Origin of the sequence: Vibrio sp. VPAP30, assembly GCF_001188205.1 — a bacterium.
GTDB lineage: Bacteria > Pseudomonadota > Gammaproteobacteria > Enterobacterales > Vibrionaceae > Vibrio > Vibrio bivalvicida.
On the sequence record NZ_LBLS01000043.1, the window covers coordinates 474,004 to 500,518 of the forward strand.

At 44.0% G+C, this 26,515-nt stretch carries 28 protein-coding genes and 1 riboswitch; of the genes, 12 read left to right on the plus strand and 16 right to left on the minus strand.

Annotation, left to right across the window (positions count from 1 at the left end; translation table 11 throughout):
* Positions 1 to 97 precede the first annotated feature (97 nt).
* Entirely contained in the window at positions 98 to 1,093 is a 996-nt protein-coding gene (gene gap, locus ZX61_RS22360) for a type I glyceraldehyde-3-phosphate dehydrogenase (protein ID WP_049846785.1), read from the minus strand.
* Positions 1,094 to 1,428: 335 nt separating this feature from the next.
* Here gap and msrB point away from each other — a divergent pair, with 335 nt between their 5' ends.
* Positions 1,429 to 1,833, plus strand: coding sequence for a peptide-methionine (R)-S-oxide reductase MsrB (gene msrB / locus ZX61_RS22365; RefSeq protein ID WP_049846786.1), 405 nt, complete (start codon positions 1,429 to 1,431; stop codon positions 1,831 to 1,833).
* Between the two features lie 47 nt (positions 1,834 to 1,880).
* Here msrB and ZX61_RS22370 read toward each other — a convergent pair whose 3' ends face one another.
* Complete coding sequence (locus ZX61_RS22370) at positions 1,881 to 2,705, minus strand: DUF2989 domain-containing protein (protein WP_049846787.1); 825 nt, start codon at positions 2,703 to 2,705, stop codon at positions 1,881 to 1,883.
* A gap of 105 nt (positions 2,706 to 2,810) precedes the next feature.
* Here ZX61_RS22370 and ZX61_RS22375 point away from each other — a divergent pair, with 105 nt between their 5' ends.
* Positions 2,811 to 3,092 (plus strand): YeaC family protein, encoded by a 282-nt coding sequence (locus tag ZX61_RS22375; protein ID WP_049846788.1) that lies wholly within the window; start codon positions 2,811 to 2,813, stop codon positions 3,090 to 3,092.
* A 31-nt stretch (positions 3,093 to 3,123) separates the two neighbouring features.
* Here ZX61_RS22375 and ZX61_RS22380 read toward each other — a convergent pair whose 3' ends face one another.
* From ZX61_RS22380 to ZX61_RS22395, 4 genes are all read right to left on the minus strand, one after another.
* The gene (locus ZX61_RS22380; protein ID WP_064429718.1) at positions 3,124 to 3,633 is read right to left on the minus strand and encodes a YchJ family protein; all 510 of its coding nucleotides are present in this window, start codon (positions 3,631 to 3,633) and stop codon (positions 3,124 to 3,126) included.
* Positions 3,634 to 3,644: 11 nt separating this feature from the next.
* Positions 3,645 to 4,862, minus strand: a complete 1,218-nt coding sequence (locus ZX61_RS22385; protein ID WP_049846790.1) for an EAL and HDOD domain-containing protein — start codon at positions 4,860 to 4,862, stop codon at positions 3,645 to 3,647.
* 82 nt (positions 4,863 to 4,944) lie between these two features.
* The gene (gene lpxH / locus ZX61_RS22390; RefSeq protein WP_049846791.1) at positions 4,945 to 5,673 is read right to left on the minus strand and encodes a UDP-2,3-diacylglucosamine diphosphatase; all 729 of its coding nucleotides are present in this window, start codon (positions 5,671 to 5,673) and stop codon (positions 4,945 to 4,947) included.
* 43 nt (positions 5,674 to 5,716) lie between these two features.
* The gene (locus tag ZX61_RS22395) at positions 5,717 to 6,211 is read right to left on the minus strand and encodes a peptidylprolyl isomerase (protein WP_049846792.1); all 495 of its coding nucleotides are present in this window, start codon (positions 6,209 to 6,211) and stop codon (positions 5,717 to 5,719) included.
* Positions 6,212 to 6,411: 200 nt separating this feature from the next.
* On the opposite strand from ZX61_RS22395, the gene cysS reads away from it, so the two are divergent.
* Both cysS and ZX61_RS22405 read left to right on the plus strand, forming a co-directional pair.
* A complete protein-coding gene (gene cysS / locus ZX61_RS22400; protein ID WP_049846793.1) occupies positions 6,412 to 7,794 on the plus strand; it encodes a cysteine--tRNA ligase in 1,383 nt (460 codons plus the stop codon).
* Positions 7,795 to 7,876: 82 nt separating this feature from the next.
* Entirely contained in the window at positions 7,877 to 8,455 is a 579-nt protein-coding gene (locus ZX61_RS22405) for a thymidine kinase (RefSeq protein ID WP_049846794.1), read from the plus strand.
* A gap of 91 nt (positions 8,456 to 8,546) precedes the next feature.
* Here ZX61_RS22405 and infA read toward each other — a convergent pair whose 3' ends face one another.
* The 3 genes from infA to aat all read right to left on the minus strand — a co-directional run bounded on the left by infA (position 8,547) and on the right by aat (position 10,263).
* Positions 8,547 to 8,765 (minus strand): translation initiation factor IF-1, encoded by a 219-nt coding sequence (gene infA / locus ZX61_RS22410; RefSeq protein WP_001040192.1) that lies wholly within the window; start codon positions 8,763 to 8,765, stop codon positions 8,547 to 8,549.
* 80 nt (positions 8,766 to 8,845) lie between these two features.
* A complete protein-coding gene (locus ZX61_RS22415) occupies positions 8,846 to 9,544 on the minus strand; it encodes an arginyltransferase (protein ID WP_049846795.1) in 699 nt (232 codons plus the stop codon).
* Positions 9,544 to 10,263 carry a leucyl/phenylalanyl-tRNA--protein transferase gene (gene aat / locus ZX61_RS22420; protein ID WP_049846796.1) on the minus strand — a complete coding sequence of 240 codons (720 nt, stop codon included), beginning with the start codon at positions 10,261 to 10,263 and terminating at the stop codon, positions 9,544 to 9,546. Before aat ends, ZX61_RS22415 begins: the two co-directional genes overlap by 1 nt.
* A gap of 21 nt (positions 10,264 to 10,284) precedes the next feature.
* Here aat and ZX61_RS22425 point away from each other — a divergent pair, with 21 nt between their 5' ends.
* Together ZX61_RS22425 and aroA are read left to right on the plus strand one after the other, a co-directional pair.
* Positions 10,285 to 10,740, plus strand: a complete 456-nt coding sequence (locus tag ZX61_RS22425; protein ID WP_049846797.1) for a glycine zipper 2TM domain-containing protein — start codon at positions 10,285 to 10,287, stop codon at positions 10,738 to 10,740.
* 154 nt (positions 10,741 to 10,894) lie between these two features.
* Positions 10,895 to 12,175 carry a 3-phosphoshikimate 1-carboxyvinyltransferase gene (gene aroA / locus ZX61_RS22430; RefSeq protein WP_049846798.1) on the plus strand — a complete coding sequence of 427 codons (1,281 nt, stop codon included), beginning with the start codon at positions 10,895 to 10,897 and terminating at the stop codon, positions 12,173 to 12,175.
* Positions 12,176 to 12,456: 281 nt separating this feature from the next.
* On the opposite strand, the gene ZX61_RS22435 is transcribed toward aroA, so the two are convergent.
* Positions 12,457 to 12,705, minus strand: a complete 249-nt coding sequence (locus ZX61_RS22435) for a YciN family protein (protein ID WP_049846799.1) — start codon at positions 12,703 to 12,705, stop codon at positions 12,457 to 12,459.
* 409 nt (positions 12,706 to 13,114) lie between these two features.
* On the opposite strand from ZX61_RS22435, the gene topA reads away from it, so the two are divergent.
* From topA to ZX61_RS22455, 4 genes are all read left to right on the plus strand, one after another.
* Positions 13,115 to 15,748 carry a type I DNA topoisomerase gene (gene topA, locus ZX61_RS22440; RefSeq protein ID WP_049846800.1) on the plus strand — a complete coding sequence of 878 codons (2,634 nt, stop codon included), beginning with the start codon at positions 13,115 to 13,117 and terminating at the stop codon, positions 15,746 to 15,748.
* A gap of 425 nt (positions 15,749 to 16,173) precedes the next feature.
* Positions 16,174 to 17,391, plus strand: a complete 1,218-nt coding sequence (glgC, locus tag ZX61_RS22445) for a glucose-1-phosphate adenylyltransferase (RefSeq protein WP_049846801.1) — start codon at positions 16,174 to 16,176, stop codon at positions 17,389 to 17,391.
* Positions 17,381 to 18,838 carry a glycogen synthase GlgA gene (gene glgA / locus ZX61_RS22450; protein WP_049846802.1) on the plus strand — a complete coding sequence of 486 codons (1,458 nt, stop codon included), beginning with the start codon at positions 17,381 to 17,383 and terminating at the stop codon, positions 18,836 to 18,838. Before glgC ends, glgA begins: the two co-directional genes overlap by 11 nt.
* Positions 18,839 to 18,997: 159 nt before the next feature.
* A complete protein-coding gene (locus ZX61_RS22455; RefSeq protein WP_049846803.1) occupies positions 18,998 to 19,807 on the plus strand; it encodes an alpha/beta fold hydrolase in 810 nt (269 codons plus the stop codon).
* On the opposite strand, the gene ZX61_RS22460 is transcribed toward ZX61_RS22455, so the two are convergent.
* From ZX61_RS22460 to torD, 5 genes are all read right to left on the minus strand, one after another.
* Positions 19,804 to 20,109, minus strand: a complete 306-nt coding sequence (locus ZX61_RS22460) for a DUF2007 domain-containing protein (protein ID WP_049846804.1) — start codon at positions 20,107 to 20,109, stop codon at positions 19,804 to 19,806. The genes ZX61_RS22455 and ZX61_RS22460 overlap by 4 nt on opposite strands.
* Entirely contained in the window at positions 20,109 to 20,801 is a 693-nt protein-coding gene (locus ZX61_RS22465) for a TVP38/TMEM64 family protein (RefSeq protein ID WP_049846805.1), read from the minus strand. The genes ZX61_RS22460 and ZX61_RS22465 overlap by 1 nt, the downstream gene beginning before the upstream one ends.
* Positions 20,802 to 20,946: 145 nt before the next feature.
* Positions 20,947 to 21,537, minus strand: a complete 591-nt coding sequence (locus ZX61_RS22470) for a TfoX/Sxy family DNA transformation protein (RefSeq protein WP_049846806.1) — start codon at positions 21,535 to 21,537, stop codon at positions 20,947 to 20,949.
* A gap of 139 nt (positions 21,538 to 21,676) precedes the next feature.
* Positions 21,677 to 21,763, minus strand: a riboswitch (cyclic di-GMP riboswitch).
* A gap of 143 nt (positions 21,764 to 21,906) precedes the next feature.
* Positions 21,907 to 22,914, minus strand: a complete 1,008-nt coding sequence (gene purR / locus ZX61_RS22475; RefSeq protein ID WP_049846807.1) for an HTH-type transcriptional repressor PurR — start codon at positions 22,912 to 22,914, stop codon at positions 21,907 to 21,909.
* A 211-nt stretch (positions 22,915 to 23,125) separates the two neighbouring features.
* Positions 23,126 to 23,773, minus strand: a complete 648-nt coding sequence (gene torD / locus ZX61_RS22480) for a molecular chaperone TorD (protein ID WP_049846808.1) — start codon at positions 23,771 to 23,773, stop codon at positions 23,126 to 23,128.
* Between the two features lie 237 nt (positions 23,774 to 24,010).
* On the opposite strand from torD, the gene torR reads away from it, so the two are divergent.
* On the plus strand, positions 24,011 to 24,724 hold the full coding sequence (gene torR / locus ZX61_RS22485; RefSeq protein ID WP_049846809.1) for a two-component system response regulator TorR: 714 nt from the start codon (positions 24,011 to 24,013) through the stop codon (positions 24,722 to 24,724).
* Between the two features lie 79 nt (positions 24,725 to 24,803).
* Here the strand turns inward: torR and elyC are convergent, their stop codons facing one another.
* Positions 24,804 to 25,607 (minus strand): envelope biogenesis factor ElyC, encoded by an 804-nt coding sequence (elyC, locus tag ZX61_RS22490; RefSeq protein ID WP_049846810.1) that lies wholly within the window; start codon positions 25,605 to 25,607, stop codon positions 24,804 to 24,806.
* A gap of 114 nt (positions 25,608 to 25,721) precedes the next feature.
* Between elyC and cmoM the strand changes: the two genes are divergently transcribed.
* Positions 25,722 to 26,513, plus strand: a complete 792-nt coding sequence (cmoM, locus tag ZX61_RS22495) for a tRNA uridine 5-oxyacetic acid(34) methyltransferase CmoM (protein ID WP_049846811.1) — start codon at positions 25,722 to 25,724, stop codon at positions 26,511 to 26,513.
* The last annotated feature ends 2 nt before the right edge of the window (positions 26,514 to 26,515 follow it).

Below are 26,515 nucleotides of genomic sequence, written 5' to 3' on the forward strand. Positions count from 1 at the left end.
TCCAGTGAGCCTGCGCTCAAAATTCAGATACAAAAAAGGCGACTCGAAAGTCGCCTTTTACAAGATTCTGCGCTAAGCGCTTATCTTTAAGTAGTGATTACTTAGAGATGTGTGCGATTAGGTCTAGAACTTTGTTTGAGTAACCGATTTCGTTGTCGTACCAAGATACAACTTTAACGAACTTGTCAGTTAGAGCAACACCAGCTTTAGCATCGAATACTGAAGTTTGAACTTCACCGATGAAGTCTTGAGAAACAACTTGGTCTTCAGTGTAACCTAGAACACCTTTTAGCTCGCCTTCAGAAGCTTCTTTCATTGCAGCACAGATTGCTTCGTAAGATGCAGCTTCTTTTAGGTTAACAGTTAGGTCAACTACAGAAACGTTAGCAGTTGGTACACGGAAAGCCATACCAGTTAGAAGGCCGTTTAGTTCTGGAAGAACAACGCCTACAGCTTTAGCAGCACCAGTTGAAGATGGGATGATGTTCTGAGAAGCACCACGACCACCGCGCCAGTCTTTAGCAGAAGGGCCATCTACAGTTTTTTGAGTTGCTGTAGTAGCGTGAACTGTAGTCATAAGACCAGATTCGATACCGAACTTGTCGTTAAGAACTTTAGCTACAGGCGCTAGACAGTTAGTAGTACAAGAAGCGTTAGAAACGATGTCTTGACCAGCGTAAGTTGAATCGTTTACGCCCATAACGAACATTGGAGTTGCGTCTTTAGAAGGACCAGTAAGAACAACTTTCTTTGCACCAGCAGTGATGTGCTTACGTGCAGTCTCGTCAGTTAGGAAAAGACCAGTTGCTTCAGCTACAACGTCAACATCGATAGCATCCCACTTTAGGTCTTCTGGGTTGCGCTCTGCAGTAACACGTACAGTCTTACCGTTAACGATTAGGTTACCACCTTCAACTTCAACAGTACCGTTGAAACGGCCGTGAGTTGAGTCGTACTTAAGCATGTATGCCATGTACTCTACGTCGATAAGGTCGTTAATACCTACAACTTCGATGTCGTTACGCTCTTGCGCTGCGCGGAAAACGAAACGGCCGATACGGCCAAAACCGTTAATACCTACTTTGATAGTCATTATAGTTGCTCCACAACTTAATTTCTGATTAAAGATAACTGGTAGTAAAATTACAGAATCCAGTCAAAATCTGCAACAGATAATCGGACTTAACTTGTTTAAAGTCAAAAAAAAGCGTCGCTTTTTTTCACAATTAGTCTTAAATGGCGATGTTTTGAACGGATTGCTAGTTTTTTCCCTAACCAGTTGACGTAAAATAGTTCAGATGTTGACAGCAGTGCTGAAAGTTTAACCATCCTGTTATGGTTTCAAAGTATGTGCTACAAAAGTAATTGAGTGCAAGTTTTTCGAAAAAAAAGTCATAATTAAAAATGAGAGTATGGAGATTTGTTGCCGTGAAACAAAATAGAGAAAAAGTCATAAAGCCTGATGAACACTGGCGTGAGGTGCTGTCTGAGGAAGAGTATCGCGTATGCAGAGAGCAGGGTACAGAGGCCCCATTTAGTGGCAAGTTGCTACATAACAAAGAGACGGGGATTTACTCGTGTACCTGCTGTCAAGCGCCTCTATTTAACTCGGATAGCAAGTATGATTCTGGGTGCGGCTGGCCAAGTTTTGACGCTCCGTTCAATGGTGAGGCTATTCGTTATTTAAAAGATCTAAGTCACGGAATGGTGCGTACGGAAATAAGATGTGCAACTTGCGATAGCCATTTAGGTCACGTTTTTCCTGATGGACCAAAGACAACCGGCGAACGTTTTTGTGTTAACTCAGTGTCGTTAATTTTCAACAATTCATAAAAAAGCGGTGATTTTATCACCGCTCTTTGTTTTATCCTTTCATTAGCCTAGGATTCTTTAAATTTGGGGATGATTGCTCCGTTGAAAGTACCACTCATGATGGCATCCTCAACTTGGTCTGCAATGTCATCAAGTTGGTCATAAACACTCTTATCGAAACCGTATAGGAGTTGCAGTTCACTATCAGAGGCAATCGGAACATTGAACTTTTGTGCCACCATAGTCCACACATAAGCTTCTTTTTTCATCCCCATTCTATAGGTAGTACTCGCCAAAGATTTAAACACTTCAGTATTAATGTTGCTACGGTTGGTAAGTTCGAGGGCATGAATGAGCAACTGAAGTGTTTTCTTTTGGTCTCTGCTGGTATAGAAAGTCGCGAGAGCGTATTGCATTTCGGCGCTTTCAAGGGCTTCGGTCCCTTCAAGTTGTAGAAAGCCCCTGCGAGCTTCTTCGCTACCAATTTGGCTCCATAAAAAATAAAGAGACTCGGGTGAATCTGACTTTTCGAGTGCCGCGACAATGCTCTCAAGGTCATTACCAGAGTTAACTAGTGCGGTAAAGCGTTGTTGCTTGACGCCTTTCTGATCCAAGGGTTGGATCTGAGAGGCCAATTCCAAGCACTTCTTATACGCCGCAACATATCTATATTCTTTTATCAGGTTGAGGTCTGTTGGTTTTTTCATAACCTCGAATCTGTGCCATATCAAGTCAGTCCTAGGAACACGACACTGACCGTCGCCCATATTTAAGCGCTCGCATTGGAGAGCAGGATTGCTTTCACAAAGCTGTTCGGTGTTTTTGTTACCTTCGAAACAGCCAGATAGACCAAAGGTAATGCCAAAGAGCGTGAGTAATTTGAGTGTTTTCATACTGTCGTTGCTTGTGATCCGTTACACTTATTTTTTGTTGTTATCTTGACTGAGTCTACGAGCCAGTTAAGGTGCGCTTAACACCACTGACTTTAAGGATAGACCATGGACGCAGAGCAGTTAATCAACGCCATCACACCAGAGGCTTATGAGCGTCTACTTTTTGCCGTAGAAACAGGTAAGTGGCCTGAGGGTACCCCACTTTCGCAGGAGCAGCGAGATTCTTGTATGCAAGCTGTGATGTTGTATCAATCTAAGCATAATGTAGAAGCGCAGCATATGACAGTTGCTCAAGGTGGAGAGATTAGCTTTAAGTCGAAATCTGAGCTAAAAAAACAGTTCCAACATGGGCAAAGCGATATTGTAAGGGTGAACCCCAACGATTAAAAAAGGCAGGATCGAATCCTGCCTTTTTATGCTAGCCACAACATTTTTTGAATTTCTTTCCACTGCCGCAGATACAAGGATCATTGCGCCCGACCTTTAGGCCTTGAATAGGTTGTGCCAGTCTTGGATCAACTTGTTCTTCAATGGATTCCTGCTGTGGGAAAACGCCATCAATATAGAACCAAAGTCCTTGCTCTCTTACAAAGCGAGAGCACTCTTGTAAGCAAAGTTGTTGTCCATCTTGCTTGAAGAATGCCTTAAAAGTGACAAAACCTTCGTCTGGGTTGTTGCCTGGTTTGGTGCTGATCACTTCTAAGCCACACCAGTCGCTGTCGATTGAATCTGAAATTGCTTGTCGTTCATCTTCTGCATGGCAGCTTGGATGATAGGTATTGATCACATAATCTACTAGACCTTTGACATGGGCAGAATAGCGAGAGCGCATCAGTTGCTCTGGTGATTGGGCCAATGAATGATCGTGATGGATCGGCTCGCAGCAATGACTGTAATCCTTTGGGTTTCCACAAGGACACGAATTCATAAAAACTCCACTTATTTCGTTTTTACAGAAAGAAGGTCAGCAGTCCATTTGACTGAGGAGTCATAGCATTGGCTTAATACCACTTCATCGACCCCAATTGAATCGCAGTAACGGCGTACTTCTTCCCATTGGGCTTGTTCGTATGCTTTAGTTAGCAATAAAATTGCGCCTAGTATGCCTTCATTTTTAGTGATTGCGAGTTTTATTGATTCGTCGACAGAGATCTCTTCAATAATTTGTTCCAAAGGTCTGTCAAGCAAGCTATCAAGCAGCGAGAACATACCGGTCAAAAACGCTTGCCCGGATTCAAATTTGGTTTCTAATCGCGCAGCAAGGAGTTCGCAATAACGGGCTCTTTGAATAGACAAACCATATAAATAATCGGGTTTACTTTCTTGCGTAGATGCGAGAGAGACGAGCGAAATAAACTTCCTTAGTTTATCTTCACCTAAGTAGACTAGCGCTTGCTTGAAAGACTGAATTTTGGTTTGCACGATTGAAGATGAGTTAACGAAAGACAGCAGCTTAAAAGATAATGTGACGTCTTTGCTGATTAAAGACTCAATCGATGCATAGTCCATATCCTGTTTAGCTATTTCAGTCAGCAGTTGAACCACCGTCATAAAAGACGGCTCGAGTGCCTTACGGGTAATCATTTCCGGCTTGCTAAAAAAATAACCCTGAAAGTACTCAAACCCTGCTTTTTTTGCTTGTTCGAATTCTTCGTAGGTCTCGACTTTTTCAGCGAGGAAAGCAATATTGCTCCCAGATAAACGCAGAATAAAATTGCGCGCTTTTTCGATGGATACTTGCCTGATATCAAATTTAATGATCGAGATATAAGGAAGGAACGAACGCCACTCTTTGCTTGGGATAAAGTCATCTAGGGCTATTTTGTATCCCGCTGCGGCCATTTCCTTAATGACGTCGAGTAACTCTTTTGTTGGTGGACAATCTTCCAAAATTTCCACTACAAGGTTGTCTGAAGGGAAAAGAGTTGGCACCTTGTTGAGTAGGCTTTGGTAAGGAAAGTTAACAAAGCCTAGCTTATCTCCAAGTGTTTCATAATGCGTCGAGAGGAAGTGATCAGATAACAAACGGCTGGTTGCATGTTCAGGATCGATCTCTGGAAAGGTATTTTGCGGACCGTCTCTAAAAAGCAGTTCATAACCAATAGTTTGTTTATCTACATTTAATATCGGTTGTCTAGCAATATATGAATAAGTCAAGATCTATACCACGTTCCAAGTACAGGTTTAAGTAAACTAGTCTTTATTTATAATGGACTAAATAACGTGAAAAATAAGTGACTTAGCTTGCAAAAGGCCGTTGTTGTAATTCAAACCCGGATTTATCGTACACTAAGACTGACCCCTGAGTGTACCAGTCACCTAGCACAATTCTAGTATAGTCCTTTTCTTGAACTTGGAAGGAATGAACGTTAGGCCGATGTGTATGTCCATGGATCATAAGGTCCACTTTGTGGCTAAGCATTACGTGTTCAACTTCGTCTTGAGTCACATCCATAATGTCAAGAGACTTAGTTTGCTTGTCAGATCGGATATCGGATTGAACTTTGCTCACAATCTTTTTCTTGAGCAGCATTGGAATGCGATTGAACACCCATTGTAACCAAGGTTGATGTACTTTGGCTCGATACTCTAGGTATTTCACGTCTTGAGTGCAAAGTGTATCACCGTGTAGAACAATGGCTTGACGGCCATATAAGTCAATTACGGTTTCGTCACCAAGCAACTGGACCCCTGTTTGTTTACTAAAGCGTTTTCCAACCAGAAAGTCACGATTACCTTGGGTGAAGTAACAAGGGATGCCTTTGTCGGTTAACGTTTTAAACTCAGTCCTAATGGATGAGGCAAAATCGGAGCGGTCGTCATCACCAATCCAAAACTCAAATAAATCACCAAGCACGTAGAGTGCGTCAGCATGAACGGCTTCTTCACGCATAAAACGGATAAAACACTGGGTGATTTCAGGAGTAGAAGAGGATAGGTGGAGATCAGATATAAAAAGTGTGGTCATAGTTAAATAGCAAGAGAGCGCATCACGCGCTCTCTTTTTTCAATTATTCTTCGATTGTTGTACCAGTGATCAGTACATCTTCAAGCGGTACATCTTGGTGCATGCCGGAAGAGCCAGTGCTAACGCCTTTGATCTTGTTAACGATGTCCATACCTTCAACGACTTCAGCGAATACACAGTAACCCCAACCGTCAAGGCTTTCGCTACGGAAATCTAAGAAGGTATTGTCTTTCACGTTGATAAAGAACTGAGAACTCGCTGAGTGCGGTTCCATAGTACGCGCCATAGCAAGAGTGCCAACCTTGTTGCTTAGGCCGTTATTTGCTTCGTTTTTGATTGGTGCACGCGTTGCCTTCTCTTTTAGGCCAGACTCCATGCCACCGCCTTGAATCATGAAACCGTCGATAACACGGTGGAATAACGTGTTGTCGTAGAAACCATCACGGCAGTACTGTAGGAAGTTTGCACTTGTTTCCGGTGCTTTTTCTTCGTTTAGTTGAATTTTGATGTCACCAAAATTTGTGTGAAGGGTGATCATGATTTTTTCCTTTAGCTGTGTTTTTGCTTTGAGCCAAGATTCTAACTTAACTTTTCAGACATTAACACGTGAAAAGTACGGGTTGAGACCTGAGTATAGGTGTTAATGATGGTTTTTTGCGCATTTCGGGGATTACCTAACTGGGCGTGAGTTGGTATACTGAGCCACTATTTTGTTTCACCTAATATTAGAAAGAGATCATGTTAAAGATATATAACACACTCACAAGACAGAAAGAGGAATTTAAACCAATCAATGCCGGCAAAGTTGGCATGTATGTCTGTGGGGTAACCATCTATGATCTCTGTCATATTGGTCACGGTCGCACTTTCGTTTCATTTGACGTCGTTTCACGTTACTTACGCTATTTAGGCTACGATCTTACGTTTGTTCGTAACATCACTGACATTGACGATAAGATTATCAAACGTGCAAACGAGAACGGTGAGAGCTGTGATTCGTTGACCGAACGCCTAATTGGTGAAATGCACGCAGACTTTGATGCTTTGAATATGAAGCGCCCTGATATTGAGCCTCGCGCGACGGAATACATCACCGAAATCATTGAACTGGTTGAAAAGCTTATCGAACGCGGTTTTGCCTACGTCGCTGATAACGGTGACGTAATGTTTGAAATCGCTAAATATGACGACTATGGCAAACTGTCTCGCCAAGACCTAGAGCAATTACAAGCGGGTGCTCGCGTAGAAATTGAAAGTGCTAAGCGTAGCTCGCTAGACTTTGTACTTTGGAAGATGTCTAAGCCAGGTGAACCTACTTGGGAATCACCATGGGGACCTGGTCGTCCAGGCTGGCACATCGAGTGTTCTGCAATGAACTCATCTATTTTAGGTAACCATTTCGATATTCACGGTGGTGGCTCTGATCTACAGTTCCCGCACCACGAAAACGAAATCGCGCAATCTTGCTGTGCGCACGGTACTGATTACGTCAACACATGGATGCATAGCGGCATGGTGATGGTAGACCGTGAGAAAATGTCTAAATCTCTAGGTAACTTCTTTACTATTCGTGATGTTTTAGGTCACTACGATGCAGAAACGGTACGTTACTTCCTAATGTCAGGTCACTACCGTAGCCAGCTAAACTACAGCGAAGAGAATCTAAACCAAGCACGTGCGTCACTTGAGCGTCTGTACACTTCATTGCGCGGTCTTGACCTTTCAACACCAGCTGCGGGTGGGGAAGAGTATGTTAAGCGCTACACGGAGGCGATGAACGACGACTTCAACACCCCAGAAGCCTACTCAGTGCTGTTTGACATGGCGCGTGAGATCAACCGTGTGAAGACGGAAGATGTAGCAATGGCTAGTGCGCTTGGTTCACTAATGCGTGAACTAGCAGATGTGATTGGTATTCTTTATCAAGATCCAGAAGCCTTTTTAAAAGGTGACTCTGGCAATGACGACGAAGTAGCGGAAATCGAAGCACTGATTAAACTACGTAACGATTCTCGCGCAGCTAAAGACTGGGCCAATGCTGATATGGCACGAGACAAGCTGACGGAAATGGGCATCGTGCTAGAAGATGGCGCAGCAGGCACGACGTGGCGCCGTAAATAAATCGTAGGCATACCATTTCAAGAAGGGCTGTTGATTCAGCCCTTTTCTTTAATTTTTATCATCTTTATACGGGTAACAAACAGTGGCACAGATGTACTTCTATTACTCTGCAATGAATGCGGGTAAATCAACCACTCTTCTTCAGTCTTCTTTTAATTACCAAGAGCGTGGTATGACGCCAGTTATCTTTACTGCGGCGTTAGATGACCGTTATGGTATTGGTAAAGTCAGCTCGCGTATCGGCTTGCAGTCAGATGCTCAATTATTTAATGCAGAGACAAACTTATACCAAGAGATTACGGCACTAAATGAAGTAGAGAAGCGTCACTGTATTCTTGTTGATGAGTGCCAATTCTTGACTAAAGAGCAGGTATATCAGCTAACCGAAGTTGTCGATAAACTGCATATTCCAGTGCTGTGTTATGGGCTAAGAACGGATTTTCTTGGTGAGTTGTTTGAAGGCAGCAAGTACCTTCTATCGTGGGCAGATAAGCTAATTGAGCTGAAAACTATTTGTCACTGTGGTCGTAAAGCCAACATGGTGATTCGCACCGACGAAAGTGGCGTGGCAATTAAAGAAGGTGATCAAGTTGCGATTGGTGGTAACGATCGTTATGTATCTGTATGTCGCGAACATTATAAAGAGGCATTAGGGAAATAACCTCTTGTCAGCACACACAAAAAAGCGAAGCATTATGCTTCGCTTTTTTGTGTGTATTCGAATAATTCGGATTGCGTGAGGCAGTCAGAGATTAACGAGCACGGAAGACGATGCGACCTTTTGATAGGTCGTATGGAGTCATCTCTACAGTTACTTTGTCACCAGTAAGAATACGGATGTAGTTCTTACGCATTTTACCAGAGATGTGAGCAGTAACCACGTGACCGTTTTCTAGCTCAACACGGAACATTGTGTTTGGAAGAGTATCAAGGACAGTGCCTTGCATCTCAATTACGTCTTCTTTAGCCATTTAATCCTCTTTTAAAAATGGACGATTTCAACCGGTGCATAATGCCGATAAAAATGAATTAAGTAAAGTTGGGGCGTATTCTACCCTTGCCAACGCTGATTTACTAGCCTTTGATGACGCTGAAATCGGACTTTATAGCTCATCGCCGGGCATTCATCGATCTGATAGCCTAAATAAAGCCACTGTTTACCTTGCTCTTGGCAATATTGAATCTGAAATAAAACCGCAAGTGTACCTAAGGAAAGCGTATAGTCTGGGTCAAAGTAGGTATAGAAGGCACTGACGCTATTAGACAGAATATCCGTGACAGCGACGGCAATGAGCTTGTCTTGGTCATAAATGTGCAAGAATTGGGTGTTGAGCCAGGCACATTGAGAAAACTGGGCAAATTCATTTTGTTTCGGTGGGTACATAGTTCCGTTGCGGTGTCTAGATTCAATATAGCGTGAGTAGAGTTCGAACCATTGGTCATCCATCTGCTCTTTAAGCTGCCATGTGAATGATTTGGCTTTGTTTAACAGGCGCTTTTGATTGCGTGAAAGAACAACCTCTGGGATGGAGACACGAATGGCCTGACACGCGCTGCATTGATCGCAATGAGGTTTGTAGATGGTATCACCACTGCGCCTGAATCCATTAGCTAGCAACACCTCATAGCTCGAACCACAATGCATGGTGGGCTCAAGAGCTACGGCCACACGCTCCTGTCTATCAGCAAGATAGCTACAAGGGTGGCAGTCGGTTAAACCAATACGGATTTGCTGCAGATCGGAACTCATTACTCTCCCCAAGTTTCGCTGGTTATTCGCTGTTGTGAAAAACAGTTTTCTGATGGCGGCTCACTATTAAATGATAGCAGCCTTTGCATAAAGTCTTCACGATTGAGTTCAATTGCGCCCAATGAGGCGAGGTGAGGGTTAAGCACCTGACAATCGATCAATTTTCCGTTGTGTTGCTCAAAATGTCGGCAAAAATACCACAGTGCTACTTTGGATGCGTTAGCCTCTAAACTAAACATCGATTCACCACAAAATACTTGCCCCACAGAGATACCGTAAAGACCGCCGATAAGGCATTCGTCGCGCCAAACCTCAACAGAGTGGCAATTGCCTTGTTTTGCCAACTGTTTATAGGCTTGACGCATTTCTTCATTGAGCCATGTTTCTTCTTCGCTTCGGGTTGAGGCACAGTAGTCAATAACTTGTTCTGTTGTATGATTAATGGTCACGCGGTAGTTGTGTTTTCTTTGAAATTTTTTGAGACTTTTCGCTGGTTGAAATGTCTTAGGATCAAAGACAGCTCGTGGCGATGGACTCCACCAAAGAATGGGCTCTCCTGGACCGTACCAGGGAAAGATACCATTTTTATAGGCCAAGATAAGCCTTTCTGCACTTAGGTCACCACCAAATGCGAGTAAGCCGTTTGGATCGACTAAAGCATCAAAAGTGGATGGAAACCAAAGGTTATTGAGATCAAGTTCAGTGAGATAAATCGCCATGAATGAAATGAGGAAAAGAAAATGAAGAAGTTACTCTGGATCATATTGGTTTTTCCCTTGATTGCCAATGCGGCTTACCAAAGAAATACGGCACGTCCGGTCAATGAAGTGGTTTTCGGTCAAGTTGATACCGTGAGGTACATAACCCAACAAGATATTGTTAAATCGAAAGGTTCAGGTTGGGAAACACTACTGGGTGCGGTGGTTGGAGGGCTAGTTGGTAACCAGTTTGGTAGCGGTACTGGTAAGGAAGTAGCGACAGCGGTTGGAGCGGTTGCAGGTGCGGGGATTGCCCGAAATCAAGCTAACCAAGAGTATCGAGTTGAATACAAGTTGGTAGAGATACTGATTGAAACCGACAAAGGTAAGTTGGTAGACGTTATCCAAGATGTCGACAACAACATGTTATTCGAGCGAGGAGATAAAGTTCGTATTCTCTATTTTGATGATGGTGTACGGGTCGATAAGGAATATTAATAGACTCAGATGGGTGTTGCCAGAGCAGATAATTATTCAGTTCTATTCGTGATTTGGGTCTGGTTTTACTAGGTGAATTTAGATAGGCTGCAAGTACGAAGAATTTTCATCGTCCCGTTTAGGAAGACGGGGTGAGCAAGGAATATCAATTTAAATGGAAAGCCTTACGTTACAACCTATCAATAAAGTCAATGGTGAGGTCAACTTACCAGGTTCAAAAAGTGTCTCTAACCGAGCTTTATTACTTGCAGCCCTTGCAAGTGGCAAGACACGTCTAACTAACTTACTCGACAGTGATGATATCCGCCATATGTTGAATGCGTTATCTCAACTTGGTGTTTCATATACCTTGTCTGAAGATAAAACGGTTTGTGAAGTTGAAGGGCTAGGAAAGCCGTTTGACGCTCCACAAGCGGTAGAACTCTTTTTGGGTAACGCGGGTACAGCGATGCGCCCTCTGGCGGCTGCACTATGCTTAGGTGGCGGTGAGTACGTACTCACCGGAGAGCCACGAATGAAAGAGCGTCCTATCGGTCATCTAGTCAATGCGCTTCGCCAAGCGGGTGCAGAGATTGAATACCTAGAAAATGAAGATTATCCACCACTTAAGATCCTAGGAACGGGTTTGAAGGGTGGGACAGTGGACATTGATGGCTCTATCTCTAGCCAGTTTTTGACCGCATTTCTGATGTCTGCACCACTTGCTCAAGATGATGTCACTATTAACATCGTGGGTGAGCTGGTATCTAAACCGTACATCGATATCACTTTGCATATCATGGCTCAGTTCGGAGTCGTGGTAGAAAACAACAACTACCAAGAGTTTGTTATTCGCAAAGGTCAATCGTATGTCGCACCAGGTGATTTCTTGGTTGAAGGGGATGCGTCTTCTGCGTCTTACTTCTTGGCTGCCGCTGCGATCAAGGGCGGTGAAATCAAAGTAACAGGTATCGGTAAAAACAGCATTCAGGGTGATATTCAATTTGCAGATGCGTTAGAAAAAATGGGTGCACAAATCGAATGGGGTGACGATTACGTTATTTCTCGTGTGGGTGAATTAAAAGCTGTAGATATGGACTTTAACCACATCCCAGATGCAGCGATGACGATTGCCACTACCGCACTGTTTGCAGAAGGTACTACCGCGATTCGCAACGTATACAACTGGCGTGTAAAAGAGACAGATCGGCTTGCTGCGATGGCGACCGAACTACGTAAAGTAGGCGCCGAAGTGGAAGAGGGTGAAGATTACATCGTTGTCACACCGCCAGCCAAGCTGACGCACGCAGCTATTGATACTTACGATGACCACCGTATGGCGATGTGTTTCTCGCTTGTCGCGCTAAGTGATACGCCAGTGACCATCAATGATCCTAAGTGTACATCTAAGACCTTCCCAGATTACTTCGATAAGTTGGAAGGGTTGAGCTCTTAAGAAATATAGAACGGACTTCGTCCTACAGAACGCTTTGCTTCGAGAGGCGAGATCGGACGGCGACAAATCGTCATTCCATAGAGCGACGAAGGAGTGAGTAGGGAATCTCTAAAGGAATCTTACTCGTTTGCAGAGATCCCCAACTCGGTCGTGCCTCCCTCTCGGGGATGACGGAGCAATGGCGTGAAATGAGAAGGGTTGACACATTGTGTCAACCCTTTATTTTTTCTCGCTTCTCGCTTCTCGCTTCTCGCTTCTCGCTTCTCGCTTCTCGCTTCTCGCTACTGCTCCAACGTAAACTCTTTCGACAAATGATGTGCTAAGTACTTAAACATATTGAATACAGCGGTCGTTTTGGCGGTTGGCAAGCCGTTGTCATCTAGAAAGTAATTCCCTTTGAATACCAATACATCGTCTTTTTCCTCTACGCTGTCTGCGCGCATGCCTTCAATGTAGTCGTCATGTTCTTGGATGATGTGATTGGCAATGATTAATAGCTCAAACTGTGAAATGGCCTTTTTGTCGCTCATGGGATTACCTTTATTTGTTCAATCTTCTATATAAAAAGAAGCCGTGGTTGGAATTGTAGGAAGTTCGGCGATAATTTCAATTGCGTTAGATCAATGGCGTAGGCGCTAATACTCGTCTGGGCAGCTAGGTTTTGTGACTGGTGGCAAAAAACATCATCTTGAGTTGGCGTTGTCGATATTGTGCCGTTTAGTATGTGGCGTTTTCTGGCTTGGCAAAAGACTGAAGCGTTCGAAGCTCAATAATCGATCCTAGATGCTGAAACATCGTTGAATTGTCGAGCAGTCAAGATAGAAATTTAAAAAAGATATTGATCTTCTTGTAATCTCGCTCAATAGTAAAAAAAGAAGCAACGTATTAAGTATGTCGTGCGATATTTTTCGCACTCGATAAAGGACACTTGAGTCAATTATGGGTAAGTCACTGGTTATTGTGGAGTCGCCAGCTAAAGCGAAGACCATCAATAAGTATTTAGGTAAGGACTTTATTGTAAAGTCCAGCGTAGGTCACGTCCGTGATCTGCCGACTGCTGGTCAAAGCACAGGCCAGAAAGCTGCTGCGGTATCAACCAAGGGCTTAAGTGCTGAAGAAAAAGCGCGTATCAAAAAAGAGAAAGATCGCAAAGCACTGATCAAAAAAATGGGTATCGACCCATTTCATGGTTGGGAAGCGAATTATCAGGTTTTGCCAGGCAAAGAAAAAGTCGTGGCGGAGCTACAAAAACTTGCTAAAGACGCAGACAGCGTTTATCTAGCAACCGATTTGGACCGCGAGGGAGAGGCTATCGCTTGGCACCTTCGTGAGATCATCGGTGGCGATGAAGAGCGATACAAACGCGTTGTGTTCAACGAAATTACCAAAAACGCTATCCAACAGGCGTTCGAAAAACCGGGCGAGCTGAGTATGGATGGCGTTAATGCCCAGCAAGCACGTCGTTTTATGGACCGTGTGGTTGGCTTTATGGTTTCTCCACTGTTATGGAAGAAAGTGGCACGTGGTTTGTCTGCAGGTCGTGTTCAATCGGTCGCTGTAAAATTACTTGTTGAGCGTGAACGTGAAATTAAAGCGTTTATCCCTGAAGAGTTCTGGGATATTCATGCTGATACCAAAACTCAAGACAAAACTGATTTCCGTTTGCAAGTGGCGCAGAAAGAAGGCGTCGCTTTTAAGCCTGTTAACGAAGCAGAAACGAAATCTGCAATGGCTGTGCTTGAAAATGCACGCTATGAAGTGTGTAAGCGTGAAGACCGTCCAACATCCAGCAAGCCGTCTGCACCGTTTATCACGTCAACTCTGCAGCAAGCAGCGAGTACTCGTTTAGGTTACGGCGTTAAAAAAACCATGATGTTAGCTCAGCGTCTCTATGAAGCGGGCTACATCACCTATATGCGTACTGACTCGACAAACCTAAGTGCTGAAGCTGTAGAGACCGTACGTGGCTTTATCGGTAGCGAGTATGGTGAGGCGTACCTTCCAGGTAAACCGAACGTTTACGGCAGCAAACAAGGGGCACAAGAGGCACACGAAGCGATTCGTCCATCCGATGTTGCGGTGAAGGCTGACGATCTCAATGGTATGGAAGCCGATGCTCACAAACTTTACTCACTAATCTGGAATCAGTTTGTGGCTTGTCAGATGACACCAGCAAAATACGATTCTACGACAGTGAGTGTTAAAGCGGCTGAGTACACGCTTAAAGCTAAAGGTCGTATCCTTAAGTTCGACGGTTGGACTCGTGTTCAGCGTCCTTTAGGTAAAAATGAAGATCAGATTCTACCTGCGGTGCAAGTAGGTGACACGATTGACCTAGTCAATCTTGATCCTAAACAGCATTTCACTAAGCCGCCAGCGCGCTTTACAGAAGCTGCATTGGTTAAAGAGCTTGAAAAGCGTGGTATTGGCCGTCCTTCGACTTATGCTTCAATCATCTCAACCATTCAAGATCGTGGTTATGTGAAAGTAGAGCAACGTCGTTTCTATGCTGAGAAAATGGGTGAAATTGTCACTGACCGCCTAGATGGTAGCTTCGATGAGCTAATGAACTACGAGTTCACATCTCGCATGGAAGAAAAGCTAGACCAAATTGCGGAAGGCGATGCTAACTGGAAAGGTGTGCTAGATGACTTCTTTAAAGACTTTACTGGTGATTTAGAGAAAGCGGAACAAGACGAAGAGCAGGGCGGCATGAAGCCAAACCATATCGTCTATACCGATATCGAGTGTCCGACCTGTTCACGTGAGATGGGTATCCGTACTGCCTCTACAGGTGTCTTCCTAGGCTGTTCAGGCTACGCGTTACCTCCTAAGGAGCGTTGTAAAACGACCATCAACCTCGGCGATGAAGATGGCATTATCAACGTCCTTGAAGAGGATGTCGAGACAGCTGCGCTGCGTGCGAAAAAGCGTTGCCCAATCTGTGAAACGGCGATGGACGCCTACTTAATCGATGACAAGCGTAAACTGCACGTTTGTGGTAATAACCCGAACTGTGAAGGTTACATTGTTGAGCACGGTGAGTACAAAGTTAAAGGTTACGATGGTCCAGTTGTCGAATGTGACAAATGTGGCAGTGACATGGTGCTTAAGAACGGTCGTTTTGGTAAATACATGGACTGTACGAGTGAAGATTGTAAGAACACTCGTAAGATCCTGAAAAACGGTGAAGTTGCACCGCCAAAAGAAGACCCAGTTCATCTGCCAGAGCTACCATGTGAAAACTCTGATGCTTACTTTGTTCTTCGTGATGGTGCGTCAGGCTTGTTCTTAGCTGCAAGCACTTTCCCGAAATCGCGCGAAACTCGTGCGCCTTTAGTTGAGGAACTCGTGCGCTTTAAGGACCGTATTTCACCTAAGTTCCATTACTTGACTGAGGCACCTCAGCAAGATCCTGATGGTCTGCCTATGGTGGTACGCTTTAGTCGTAAATCGAAAGAGAACTACGTTCGTTCTGAGATTGATGGTAAGCCTTCTGGCTACACTGCGCTCTACGTTGAAGGAAAATGGGAAATTACCGATAAGCGTAAAAAAACCGCGAAGAAGAAATAAGCTCTTCATTTGAAATGACAAAGCAGCCTTAGTTAGGCTGCTTTTTTTTTAGCTGCTGCTAGCTCTTTATACTTTGTCAGTGATTGTACCTCTTTGAGAGCAAAGTCACATATATGTAGAGCTATTGTTATAGAGATGTGTCATGCTCATGGGATTCTGTGAGCTATCGCAGGAGGCGAAAAAGTAATAAGTGTGAGGTCGATAGTACAGCATATTTTAAATTGTAATCTTGCTGAAATACGATAAGTTATAATAAACCTTTTGCACAAGACATAGTAGTGCTTGGTTACCGCCACCACAAGTGTTGGTAGAGCTATTCTTGTTGCATGTTATGCCAAATAGGATTGGTGTAACTATAAAAAATATTGATGAGCCCCCCTAAAAATAGACTCATCACACACAATAAATAAAATGGAGAAATATACATGGCTGGTGTTTTGGGAATGATCCTTGCTGGTGGAGAAGGGTCACGCCTTCGTCCTCTTACAGAATCTCGCAGTAAACCCTCGGTTCCTTTTGGTGGTAGTTATCGCCTTATTGACTTCGCTCTTAACAACTTCGTAAACGCTGATTTGATGCGTGTTTATGTTCTAACTCAATTCAAGTCTCAATCTCTATTCCATCACCTCAAGAAAGGCTGGAACATTAGTGGCATTACCGATCGATTCATCGATCCGATTCCAGCGCAGATGCGTACTGGTAAACGTTGGTATGAAGGGACAGCCGATGCTATCTATCAAAACCTACGTTTTATGGAATTGGCAGAGCCTGATCAGGTATGTATTTTTGGGTCTGACCACATCTATAAAATGGACATTAAGCAGATGCTTGATTTCCATAAAGAGAAAGAGGCGTCATTAACTGTATCGGCGCTGCGCATGCCTTTAGCTGAAGCGTCGCAGTTTGGCGTTATCGAAGTCGACACAGAAGGCCGGATGATTGGCTTTGAAGAGAAACCGGCTAATCCAAAATCGATTCCTGGTGATCCTGAGCATGCACTTGTCTCTATGGGTAATTACGTATTTGAGGCTAAGCCATTATTCTCAGAGCTGGTTGAAGATGCTGATAACCCAGATTCTTCGCATGACTTTGGTAAAGACATTATCCCTAAGATGTTTCCACGCGGTGATGTGTTTGTTTATGACTTCAGCACCAACCGTATCACAGGTGAAAAAGAGGAAGTGTACTGGCGCGATGTAGGTACCATCGGTGCATACTGGCAAGCGCATATGGACCTGCTGGAAAAAGATGCACCATTCTCGCTCTATAATCGTAAGTGGCCACTACATACCTACTACCCACCGCTACCGCCCGCAACATTTACTGACTCGGTCAACGGGCGCGTTCAAATCATTGACAGCTTAGTTTGTAATGGTAGCTATGTTCGCGGATCGCGCATTGAAAAGTCAGTGCTAGGGTTTCGAAGCAATATCGCTTCAGCATGTGACATCAGCGAATGTATTTTACTTGGAGACGTCAAGGTCGGTGATGGATGTGTTTTACGCCGAGTGATCATTGATAAGGATGTAGATATTGCACCAGGGACACAAATTGGTGTAAATCTATCAGAAGATAAGAAGCACTTCCACGTATCGGAAGATGGCATTGTTGTTATTCCTAAAGGAGCACGAATTGGCTACTAAGAATTTATCTATTCTATTTGTAGCATCGGAAGTTGAAGGGTTAATTAAGAGCGGTGGCTTGGCAGATGTTGCCAAGGCGCTGCCTGAAGCGCTCCTCGCACTACAGCAAGATGTTCGTATTACATTACCCGCCTACCAAAAGTTGGCTGGTATTGAGCAAGCCCAGGTGATACTTGATACTCATTTAGAGCATTGGCCTCATACTAATTATCGAGTCAAACAGTTAGAGATCGCAGGTGTCCCTGTTTACGCTATAGATTGTCCTCAGTACTTCGATAGAGCAGAAATGTACGCAGAGAACAATCAGGCTTATTTAGACAATGGTGAGCGCTTTGCGTTTTTTAGCGCTGCCTGTCTTGATATGTTGCCGAAACTCGGCTTTCAGCCTGATATTGTTCACGCCAATGATTGGCATACCGGTTTCGTTCCGTATTTGCTTAAACACCGTTATGCGTTAGATAGCTTTTATGTAGAGATAAAAAGCATTCTGTCGGTGCATAATGCGGTTTTTAAAGGGGTGTTTAGTTACGATGAGTTGCCAAACTTACCTGAAATGCATACCCACTACGTCCCCGATGCTGCGGTGAGCTTGACGCACGTTACCATGCTGAGAGCTGGAGTGATGAATGCAGATAAGATCAATGCCGTGAGCCCGACTTATGCAGAGGAACTTAAAACCGAGCTAGGAAGCCATGGTATGGCGGCCGAGTTCCAGCAGCGCTCTGCTGATTTGGTCGGTATTCTCAATGGTTGTGACTACACAGCTTGGAATCCGCAGAATGACACCTATTTGCCAGTCAATTACAAGCCAAATCGTCAGAGTATGATTCGTGGTAAAAAAGCATGTAAACGTGAGTTGCAGGCGCGAGTAGGACTAGAGGCACAAGATATTGCAGTCTATGGCATGGTTTGTCGTCTGACTCATCAAAAGGGTGTCCACTATTTGTTGCCAATACTTGGAGACTTTCTCAAGTACCAGGTTCAAGTGGTCATCGTTGGTACCGGAGATCCAGCTCTTGCCGCTCAGCTTAAAGAGGTGGCGGCACAACACAGTGATAATTTTGTTTTTGTGGAGGCCTACGATAACGAACTGGCGCACTTGGTTGAAGCAGGCTCCGATTTTTTCATTATGCCGTCAGAATTTGAACCTTGTGGTTTGAACCAAATTTATAGTATGGCTTATGGCACATTGCCAATTGTGCGTGGTGTTGGGGGCCTAAGAGATAGCGTTAATGATTATGATGCAGATCCTGAGGTTGCAACTGGGTTTGTCTTCTATGAGCCCGAGCCAGCGGCTTTGCTTCATGTTTTGCAGCGTTCTTTGTTACTGTATGCTCAGCAGCCCAATGAAGTTAAACGCGCGCAGCTTTATGCTATGGAGCAAGACTTCTGTTGGAACAAAGCGGCGGATGAATATATAACTTTGTACCGTAGTGCATTAAGCTGAAAACGATATGAAATAAGGCGTCTTAAAGGCGCCTTTTTGATGGTTGCTTACATTTTTAATAAAAGAATAATTAAGATTTGACGCATTTTGACGTAAATCCCTCTATGTTTATGCTAATCTCCGTAACCAAATTTTGAACTTGAGTATTCGTTTTTAAATATGAGTGACGCTTTACTTTTCCACAAAACCTATGCCCACCCAACAAGCGATGAATGGGTCGTTTTTGTGCATGGTGCTGGTGGAAGTTCATCAATCTGGTTTAAACAGATTAAAGCGTACAAGCAGCACTTTAATTTGTTGCTAATCGACCTTCGAGGTCACGGCAAATCCAACCAACTGATCAAAGAGCTGATCGCCAATCGCTACACATTCAAATCGGTAACAATGGACATCTTAAAGGTACTAGATCATCTTAAGATTCGTTCAGCGCATTTTGTTGGAATGTCACTGGGTACGATTATTGTTCGAAATTTGGCAGAGCTTGCGACAGATCGAGTAAAGTCAATGGTGCTTGGCGGCGCTGTCACGCGGTTTAACGTGCGTTCACAGATATTGGTCCGTTTAGGCGGTATGTGTAAGCATGTCGTGCCTTACATGTGGCTGTATAGCCTATTTGCTTATATCGTGATGCCACAGCGTACTCAAAGAGAGTCTCGACACCTATTTATCCACGAAGCAAAGAAACTGTGTCAAAAAGAATTTAAGCGTTGGTTTATCCTTACTGCCGAAGTCAATCCTCTGATGAAGTATTTCAAAGATAGAGAGTTACCAATACCAACCCTCTATTTGATGGGAGAACGGGACTATATGTTTATCCAGCCCGTGAAAGAGATGGTCGCAGTCCATAGGCAGAGTCAGCTTCAAGAAATTCGTGACTGCGGACACGTTTGTAACGTTGAACGACCAGAAGAGTTCAATCACCACTCAATTTCGTTTATTCAGCAGCAAATTAAAGCGCCTAACAGTTAAGGTGCAGTTTCGCCGCATTGCCAACATGCGCCAAACTGGGACTCGTTGGACTCACCACAATTGCTACAGTTCCAATTTGAACCTATCTGCGCATTCCTAAACTCTTTGATGACTGCATTGGCTTGAATGATTTGACTGTGATTCAGCAGCCAGATGTAAGGTTCGCTGCTCTCTCCAAATGGCACTTCACCCTGTAAGCCAAATACGCCTTCTCCGCGTACTTCACATTCGATATGGCAAGACTTTAAAAGCTCACAAACAATGTGAGCTTCGGTAGGTGTCGATGCCGAGTAGATTCTCATCAAGCATTGCCATTTGAAGTTGAAGGAGAGGCCTTAACCTTCGCCATGATCCATTTAGCAATGACGGGGAACAGTCCCAATAAGGCAAAAGATGCCAGCACCGTCGGAGACACTATGCCAGACAAGCTTTCAATTTGAGCCAGTTGCGTGCCAGCGTTCAAGTAGACAGCGGTGCCAGGCAACATGCCTAATTGGCTAACAAGGTAAAAACGTACCGTTGCGATTGGGGTTAAACCCATGAGCAAGTTGATCAGGAAAAATGGGAACACTGGAATCAAGCGAAGAGAAAAAAGGTAGAATGCACCGTCTTTCTCAACGCCTTGGTTAATGGCATTGAGTTTCTCACCAAATTTGCTCTGTACCCAATCACGTAGCAAATATCGACTACTTAAAAATGCAAGGGTTGCACCTATTGTACTGGCGAATGAAACCAGCAGTAGGCTAGTCCAGAAACCAAATAGTGCGGCGCCTAGCAGCGTCACAACTGCAGCTCCGGGGATAGAAAAGGCCGTAATAGCTATGTAAGCCAGAAAATAAGTGGCCGCTGCAACCGTAAAGTTGTCGGCAATAAAGGTAGCCAACTCAGCTTGTTGGGCTTTCGCATTTTCCAGCGTGAGATATTGACCAAAGTTTACGCCTAGTAAAACAATTAGTGCAACGAAGAGAATACCAAGGACGATTTTTTTATTCATGTTGAAGCTGCTCCATCTTACATCGAGGATAGATGTATTAAGTGTTACTAGACAAGACAGGGAAAGCAAGCAGCAAATTTCATTGCGATGGATAAAAATAAAAAAGTCAGCGCTGTGGCTGACTTCTTAGATAAGTACTGCTTGATTAACTAACTTGAGTTAATAGCTCTTGACGACGGCTTTGAGGAATGACCGACCAGTGAGTTCCGTTGATCGCGCCTTCCAATGCCCATAAAAGTTCGATATTTACATCGGCAGAGTGTGTGGATTGAATGGCTTTGAAAGCGTGAACTGCACCGACGTCTTCAAGGTTTTTAACCGACTCAATACCTGCCTTTTTAAGCATTCTCTCAGTAGCGAGCCTTAGGTTAGGTAGATCTTTCAAGCGATTTGGTTTTGCTTGCGACTGACTTTGTTTTTCTACGTTCGCTGCTCTGAGTGCGACGTTAGCAATCTCTAGGGCTTTACTGCTGTCTGACGCCAAATCGTCACACAAAGCAAAGTACTTAGTTACGACAGGGAAACCACGTTTTTTGTAAACATAGGGTTCGAGCCCTTGAGATTTAAACTGTTTAGCGAGAGTGGCATCCGCGCGTACGTGAAGCTTATCGTTGACTACAAGTGCGAACATGGTGTCATCGGCAAAAATGCCAAAACCACCAAACATTGAGCGAGACTTAATATGGCCTAACTGCTCAAACAAACGCATTGAGTCTTTTAGTATTGGTTTATCCATGCTGTGTTTTCTCGGTGTATATGTATACGCCACCAATGCAGGTCCGAGAGATTAGCAAAATAATGCAGATACAATGTCAGTAAGGTGTCATACGAGCTCAAGAACAAGTAAAAACGGTATGACAGTTTGCATATTCGCCATCGGCAACCCCGCTACCAGACAATAAATTGTTTAAGGCCGGAGGCTTTGCGTCCCACCCTTTCGGAGTGGTTTGCCCTGTTCGTGGCATTAATCGAACATTTTAAGAATAAATAAAACTGCGCAGAGCATCACATTTGAATGGGATAAATGTGATATTGGTTCAATAAATAGGGGGGATATATACGCTTAGCCAATAAAACGACTACTAGCTAAGCGTTTGACTTGAGGTTACTTATTTAGATTGCGAACGGTTTTACGCTCGACGATTTCAGGGTGCATTTCGAACACGCGTTTGTCATGTTCTTTATCTTTAATGCGCTCTAGAAGGATCTCAAAGGCGTTTTTACCTACACGTCGTTTTGGTTGGTGAACCGTTGTTAGTGGAGGAGAGAAGTATTCTGCAAGCTCAATATTGTCGTAACCAATCACCGACATATCTTGCGGGATTTGAATGCCTTTCTGCTGTAATCGACTCATCAGGCCTAATGCCATTGTATCGTTGAAACAGAACACAGCTGTCGGCTTGTTATCCATTGCTACGATCTTATCTGCCGCCAATACCGCGGTATCACACTCAAAGTTGCCTTCTAAGATCCAGTCTTCATTGACGGGCAGTTTAGCTTCAGCCATAGCACGCTTGAAGCCTCGAATACGTTCGACACAAGCTGCTTTTTCAAAGTGACCGCTCAGGCAAGCAATCTCCTTGTGGCCATGCTCGATTAAATACTTGGTCGCAAGGTATCCACCTTCTTCTGAGTTGTCGATGATCTTATCTGCTTGAGAGCTTTCTGGCCCCCAATCCATAACAACTTTAGGGATGTCCTTGTGGCGATCTAACATCTCGCTCAGCTCTTCAGTCAGATCGGAACACATGACTAGAATGCCATCTACCCGCTTTTCAGCAAGCATACGAATGTAGTCACGCTGCTTTTCATAGATACCACCTGTGTTACACAAGATCAGAGTGTAACCTTGGCGATAACAGTAGCTTTCTACGCCGTCGATAACTTCAGAGAAAAATAGGTTAGTCGATTGAGTAACTAGCATACCAATTGTGCGAGTTGTGTTGCACTTAAGGCTTCGCGCAACGGCACTTGGCGCGTAGTTAAGCTCATTTACCGCTTCCATCACTTTTTCTTGTGTCGCTTCTGCAACAAAGCGTGTCTTGTTGATGACGTGAGACACGGTGGTTGTTGAAACACCTGCAAGGCGAGCAACATCTTTAATAGTGGCCATAAATTCTGTCCTGTCGATGACTGCCACGAGAATATATTCAGTTTAGAATAAGTTGGCAGAAAGTATCAGAAACACAAAAACCGCTCTTATTTAGCGGTTTGTATTTGAATAGTTCATTTTTATCGTTTGCGGTCACGATTTTAGACCGCAATCTGACTGAGGGCAAACAAAATTCGTTGTCCTGACCTGTGCCAGTTCACATTGTCAGACTCTACTCGCCGATTAAGTATGCGCAGTCCAATTCCAAGAATGCCACTGTTAGAGACGTAATAGCAGAGTAAAAACCGAACTCATCGAGCGTTTGGCACTTAGCCGAAAACTTAGGTGCCCAGCTTAGAATGTGCTGGCGAATGAAGCTCTCTTGCTCGATAAGTGCTTCTTCAATATGGCGCTCTTGTTCGAGTTCATTGGAGCGAATGATGAGATTGCCTAGAAAATCGAGTTCAATGGCAATGTGATCAGCAGGCTCGTTTAAGCTTTCATCGACAGCAACGCCATGCTCTAGCATTAACGCTTCCATCTCTTTCGCCGGCTTGTCATCGAGTAGGCCCGACTCGCCGATGTACATAGAAGCATAAGGCAGTGCAGAGTCGCGGTCAGATTTCAAAAACAGATCACAAAAGTCAGCGGCTAATTCAAGCTGAGCATCTTCGCGATCGATCAAGCGATTGAGTGCGTCAATGACACGATCAATCGACGGTTTGAGATCGGCATTCTCGCCAAGGCCAGTAAGGAAAGAGCGGATTTGAGCTGAATGGTACTGCTCAAGGTTCTCTTCGGTTAGCTCTTTGGCGTAAAGGCTTGAAAGCCACCAATAGATTTCTGCACGTTTTTCGTTGAATGCTTTGATTTCTTGCATTAGGTATCACTCCCAAAATAACTACCTATTAGTGTAACTAATAAAAATGAATAGCGGTAATGGCTTACGTGACAATAAAAGACGAATTATGAGCATTTATTAACAAGGGCGGAGGTTTTGTCTTGAATCAATAAAAAATCATCTTTCTCGTTTTTAAAGTGATAAATACTAGAAATGTTACTATTTATGAATAGAATAAATGATAGAACTATTCCCAATGCAAATTAAGTGGTGCAGATGAGTTATCATGTACTAGTAGTAGAAGATGACGTAGTGACTCGCAGCAAGCTCGTTGGCTACTTTCAGAACGAAGGTTACCAAGTCAGCGAAGCAGAAAGCGGTGAGCAGATGCGAGACATGCTACAAAACAACGCGATTGATTTGGTGATGTTGGATATTAATCTACCGGGTGAAGATGGATTAATGCTAACTCGCGAACTACGCAGTCAATCAGACATTGGAATTATCCTAGTAACAGGACGCACGGACAGCATCGACAAAATTGTTGGCCTCGAAATGGGCGCCGATGACTATGTCACTAAACCTTTTGAATTACGAGAGCTACTGGTTCGAGTTAAGAACTTATTGTGGCGAATTTCCGCTGCACGTAATTCGTCAGGAGTGGATAGCGCAGCGAAGCAAGATGATAATGTTGTTCGCTTTGGCGAGTGGACGTTTGATGTTCAGCGCCGCGCTTTAAGCCGAAATGGAGAGCCTGTGAAGCTGACTAAAGCAGAGTATGAGCTGCTGGTTGCTTTGTCTTCATACCCGAATCAGGTTCTCAGCCGTGAGCGTATTTTGAATATGATCAGCCATCGTGTTGATGCGCCGAATGATCGCACGATTGATGTGTTGATTCGTCGCATGCGAGCTAAGATGGAGTTCGATCCAAAGAATCCGCAGATTTTTGTTACCGTTCATGGTGAAGGCTATATGTTCGCGGGTGATTAAATTCGACGGTTGGAACATGTGACTTGCATAAAAATACCGAGGCTTGCCTCGGTATTTTTCTACCTAGAGATACTGATAGTTACAGTTTGCTTTCAGAGGCTTGAAGAGCTTGCTCTTCGTAGTCTGACGCCCAATCTCTCAAGGTTTGCCAGATTCGGCCCAATGTCTCGTGCCAGTATCGTTCAGTTTGCTCGAGGTACTTACCTTTGGGTGTGTATTTTTCCCATGCTTGGCTAATGTTGTTATGAGCCAAATAATTGGTGGGAGCTGGGTAGGGTTTAAGCCCAGCAGCATGGAATTCGTTAAGTGCCCGCTTCATATGGCTCGCTGAAGTAACCACAACCAGTTTTTTGGTATTGACGAAAGCTGCCGCTTGTCTCGCTTCTTCCCAAGTATCTTTTGCGGTTTCTAACAAAATAATATCCGACTTAGATACACCAAGCGCTAGGGCAACTTTAGCCATCATACGCGCATTACTCACTTCAGACCCCCCCGAGTAACCCGATAAAATGAGTTTGGAACCAGGGTAGATACGCATAATGCGAATACCTTCAGCAAGGCGCATTAACCCAGTACGACTAAGCTCAGACGTAGGAGGTATTTTATCGTCAACCACATGACCACTGCCCAACACCATAACGTAGTCGATAGATTCGTCAACGGGGAAAAAGGCGGAGTATTGGCGTTCAAGCGGCATCAACAAACGAGAAGAGATTGGTTGAAAGGCGATAAGGAAGATACCGATGAAAGAGAATAGAACAACAAAGCAGCCTGTCTTCTGTTTACGAGTAAACATGATCAACATTAAGCCGAATAACCCGATGATTAGCATCGCCGGAAGCGGCATAAGTAGAGAAGACACAACTTTTTTCAGCTCAAACATACTTAAATAGTCCGAAAAAACATCAATTGATTATAATTTAAGAGAAAGCCTCTTTATTCCTGCTTTTCTTATGACAGAATAGCAGCACGATTAGACATGATAACCTAAGCTGCTGTGACTGAAGACCGCAATTTCGACGATATTGCCCACAAATTTGCAAAAAATATTTACGGTTCTGACAAAGGAGAGATTCGCCAAGTCATTGTTTGGGAAGATCTTCAACAGATACTTAATGCTGTTGATGGGGCAAATAAGCGACTCAATGTGCTAGATGCCGGAGGTGGTTTGGCACAAATGTCGCAAAAGCTGGCTAAGCTCGGACATCATGTCGCGTTATGTGATCTATCTTCTGAAATGCTGCTGTTGGCAGAGCAGGATATTGCAAATAATGACCTGCTTGAGCAGTATCGCTTCATTCATTCGCCAGTCCAATCGATTGACCAGCACTTAGAGTCCCCAGTGGATGTAGTCCTGTTTCATGCGGTGATGGAATGGTTAGCAGACCCTCAACCTGCTCTAGAAAAAGTCTTAGAACAAGTTAAACCTGGTGGCATGGCATCCGTCATGTTCTACAACCACCATGGTCTGGTCTATAAGAATGTCGTGTGTGGCAATGTTCCTCATGTATTGGATGGAATGCCGCATCGCAAAAGATTTAAATTGCAGCCACAAAAAGGCTTAAGACCTGAAGAGGTCTACCAGTGGATTGAAGACGCTGGCTTTTTAATTTGTGGCAAGTCTGGTATTCGCTGTTTTAGTGACTACATAGGAAATATGGAGTACATGGGCGATTACCAGTATGAAGATGTGTTGGCACTGGAAAGACAACTGTGCAGAGAAGAGCCATACCTCTCGTTAGGTCGATACATACATGTATGGGCACAAAAGAAAGATAAGCAGGACTAACA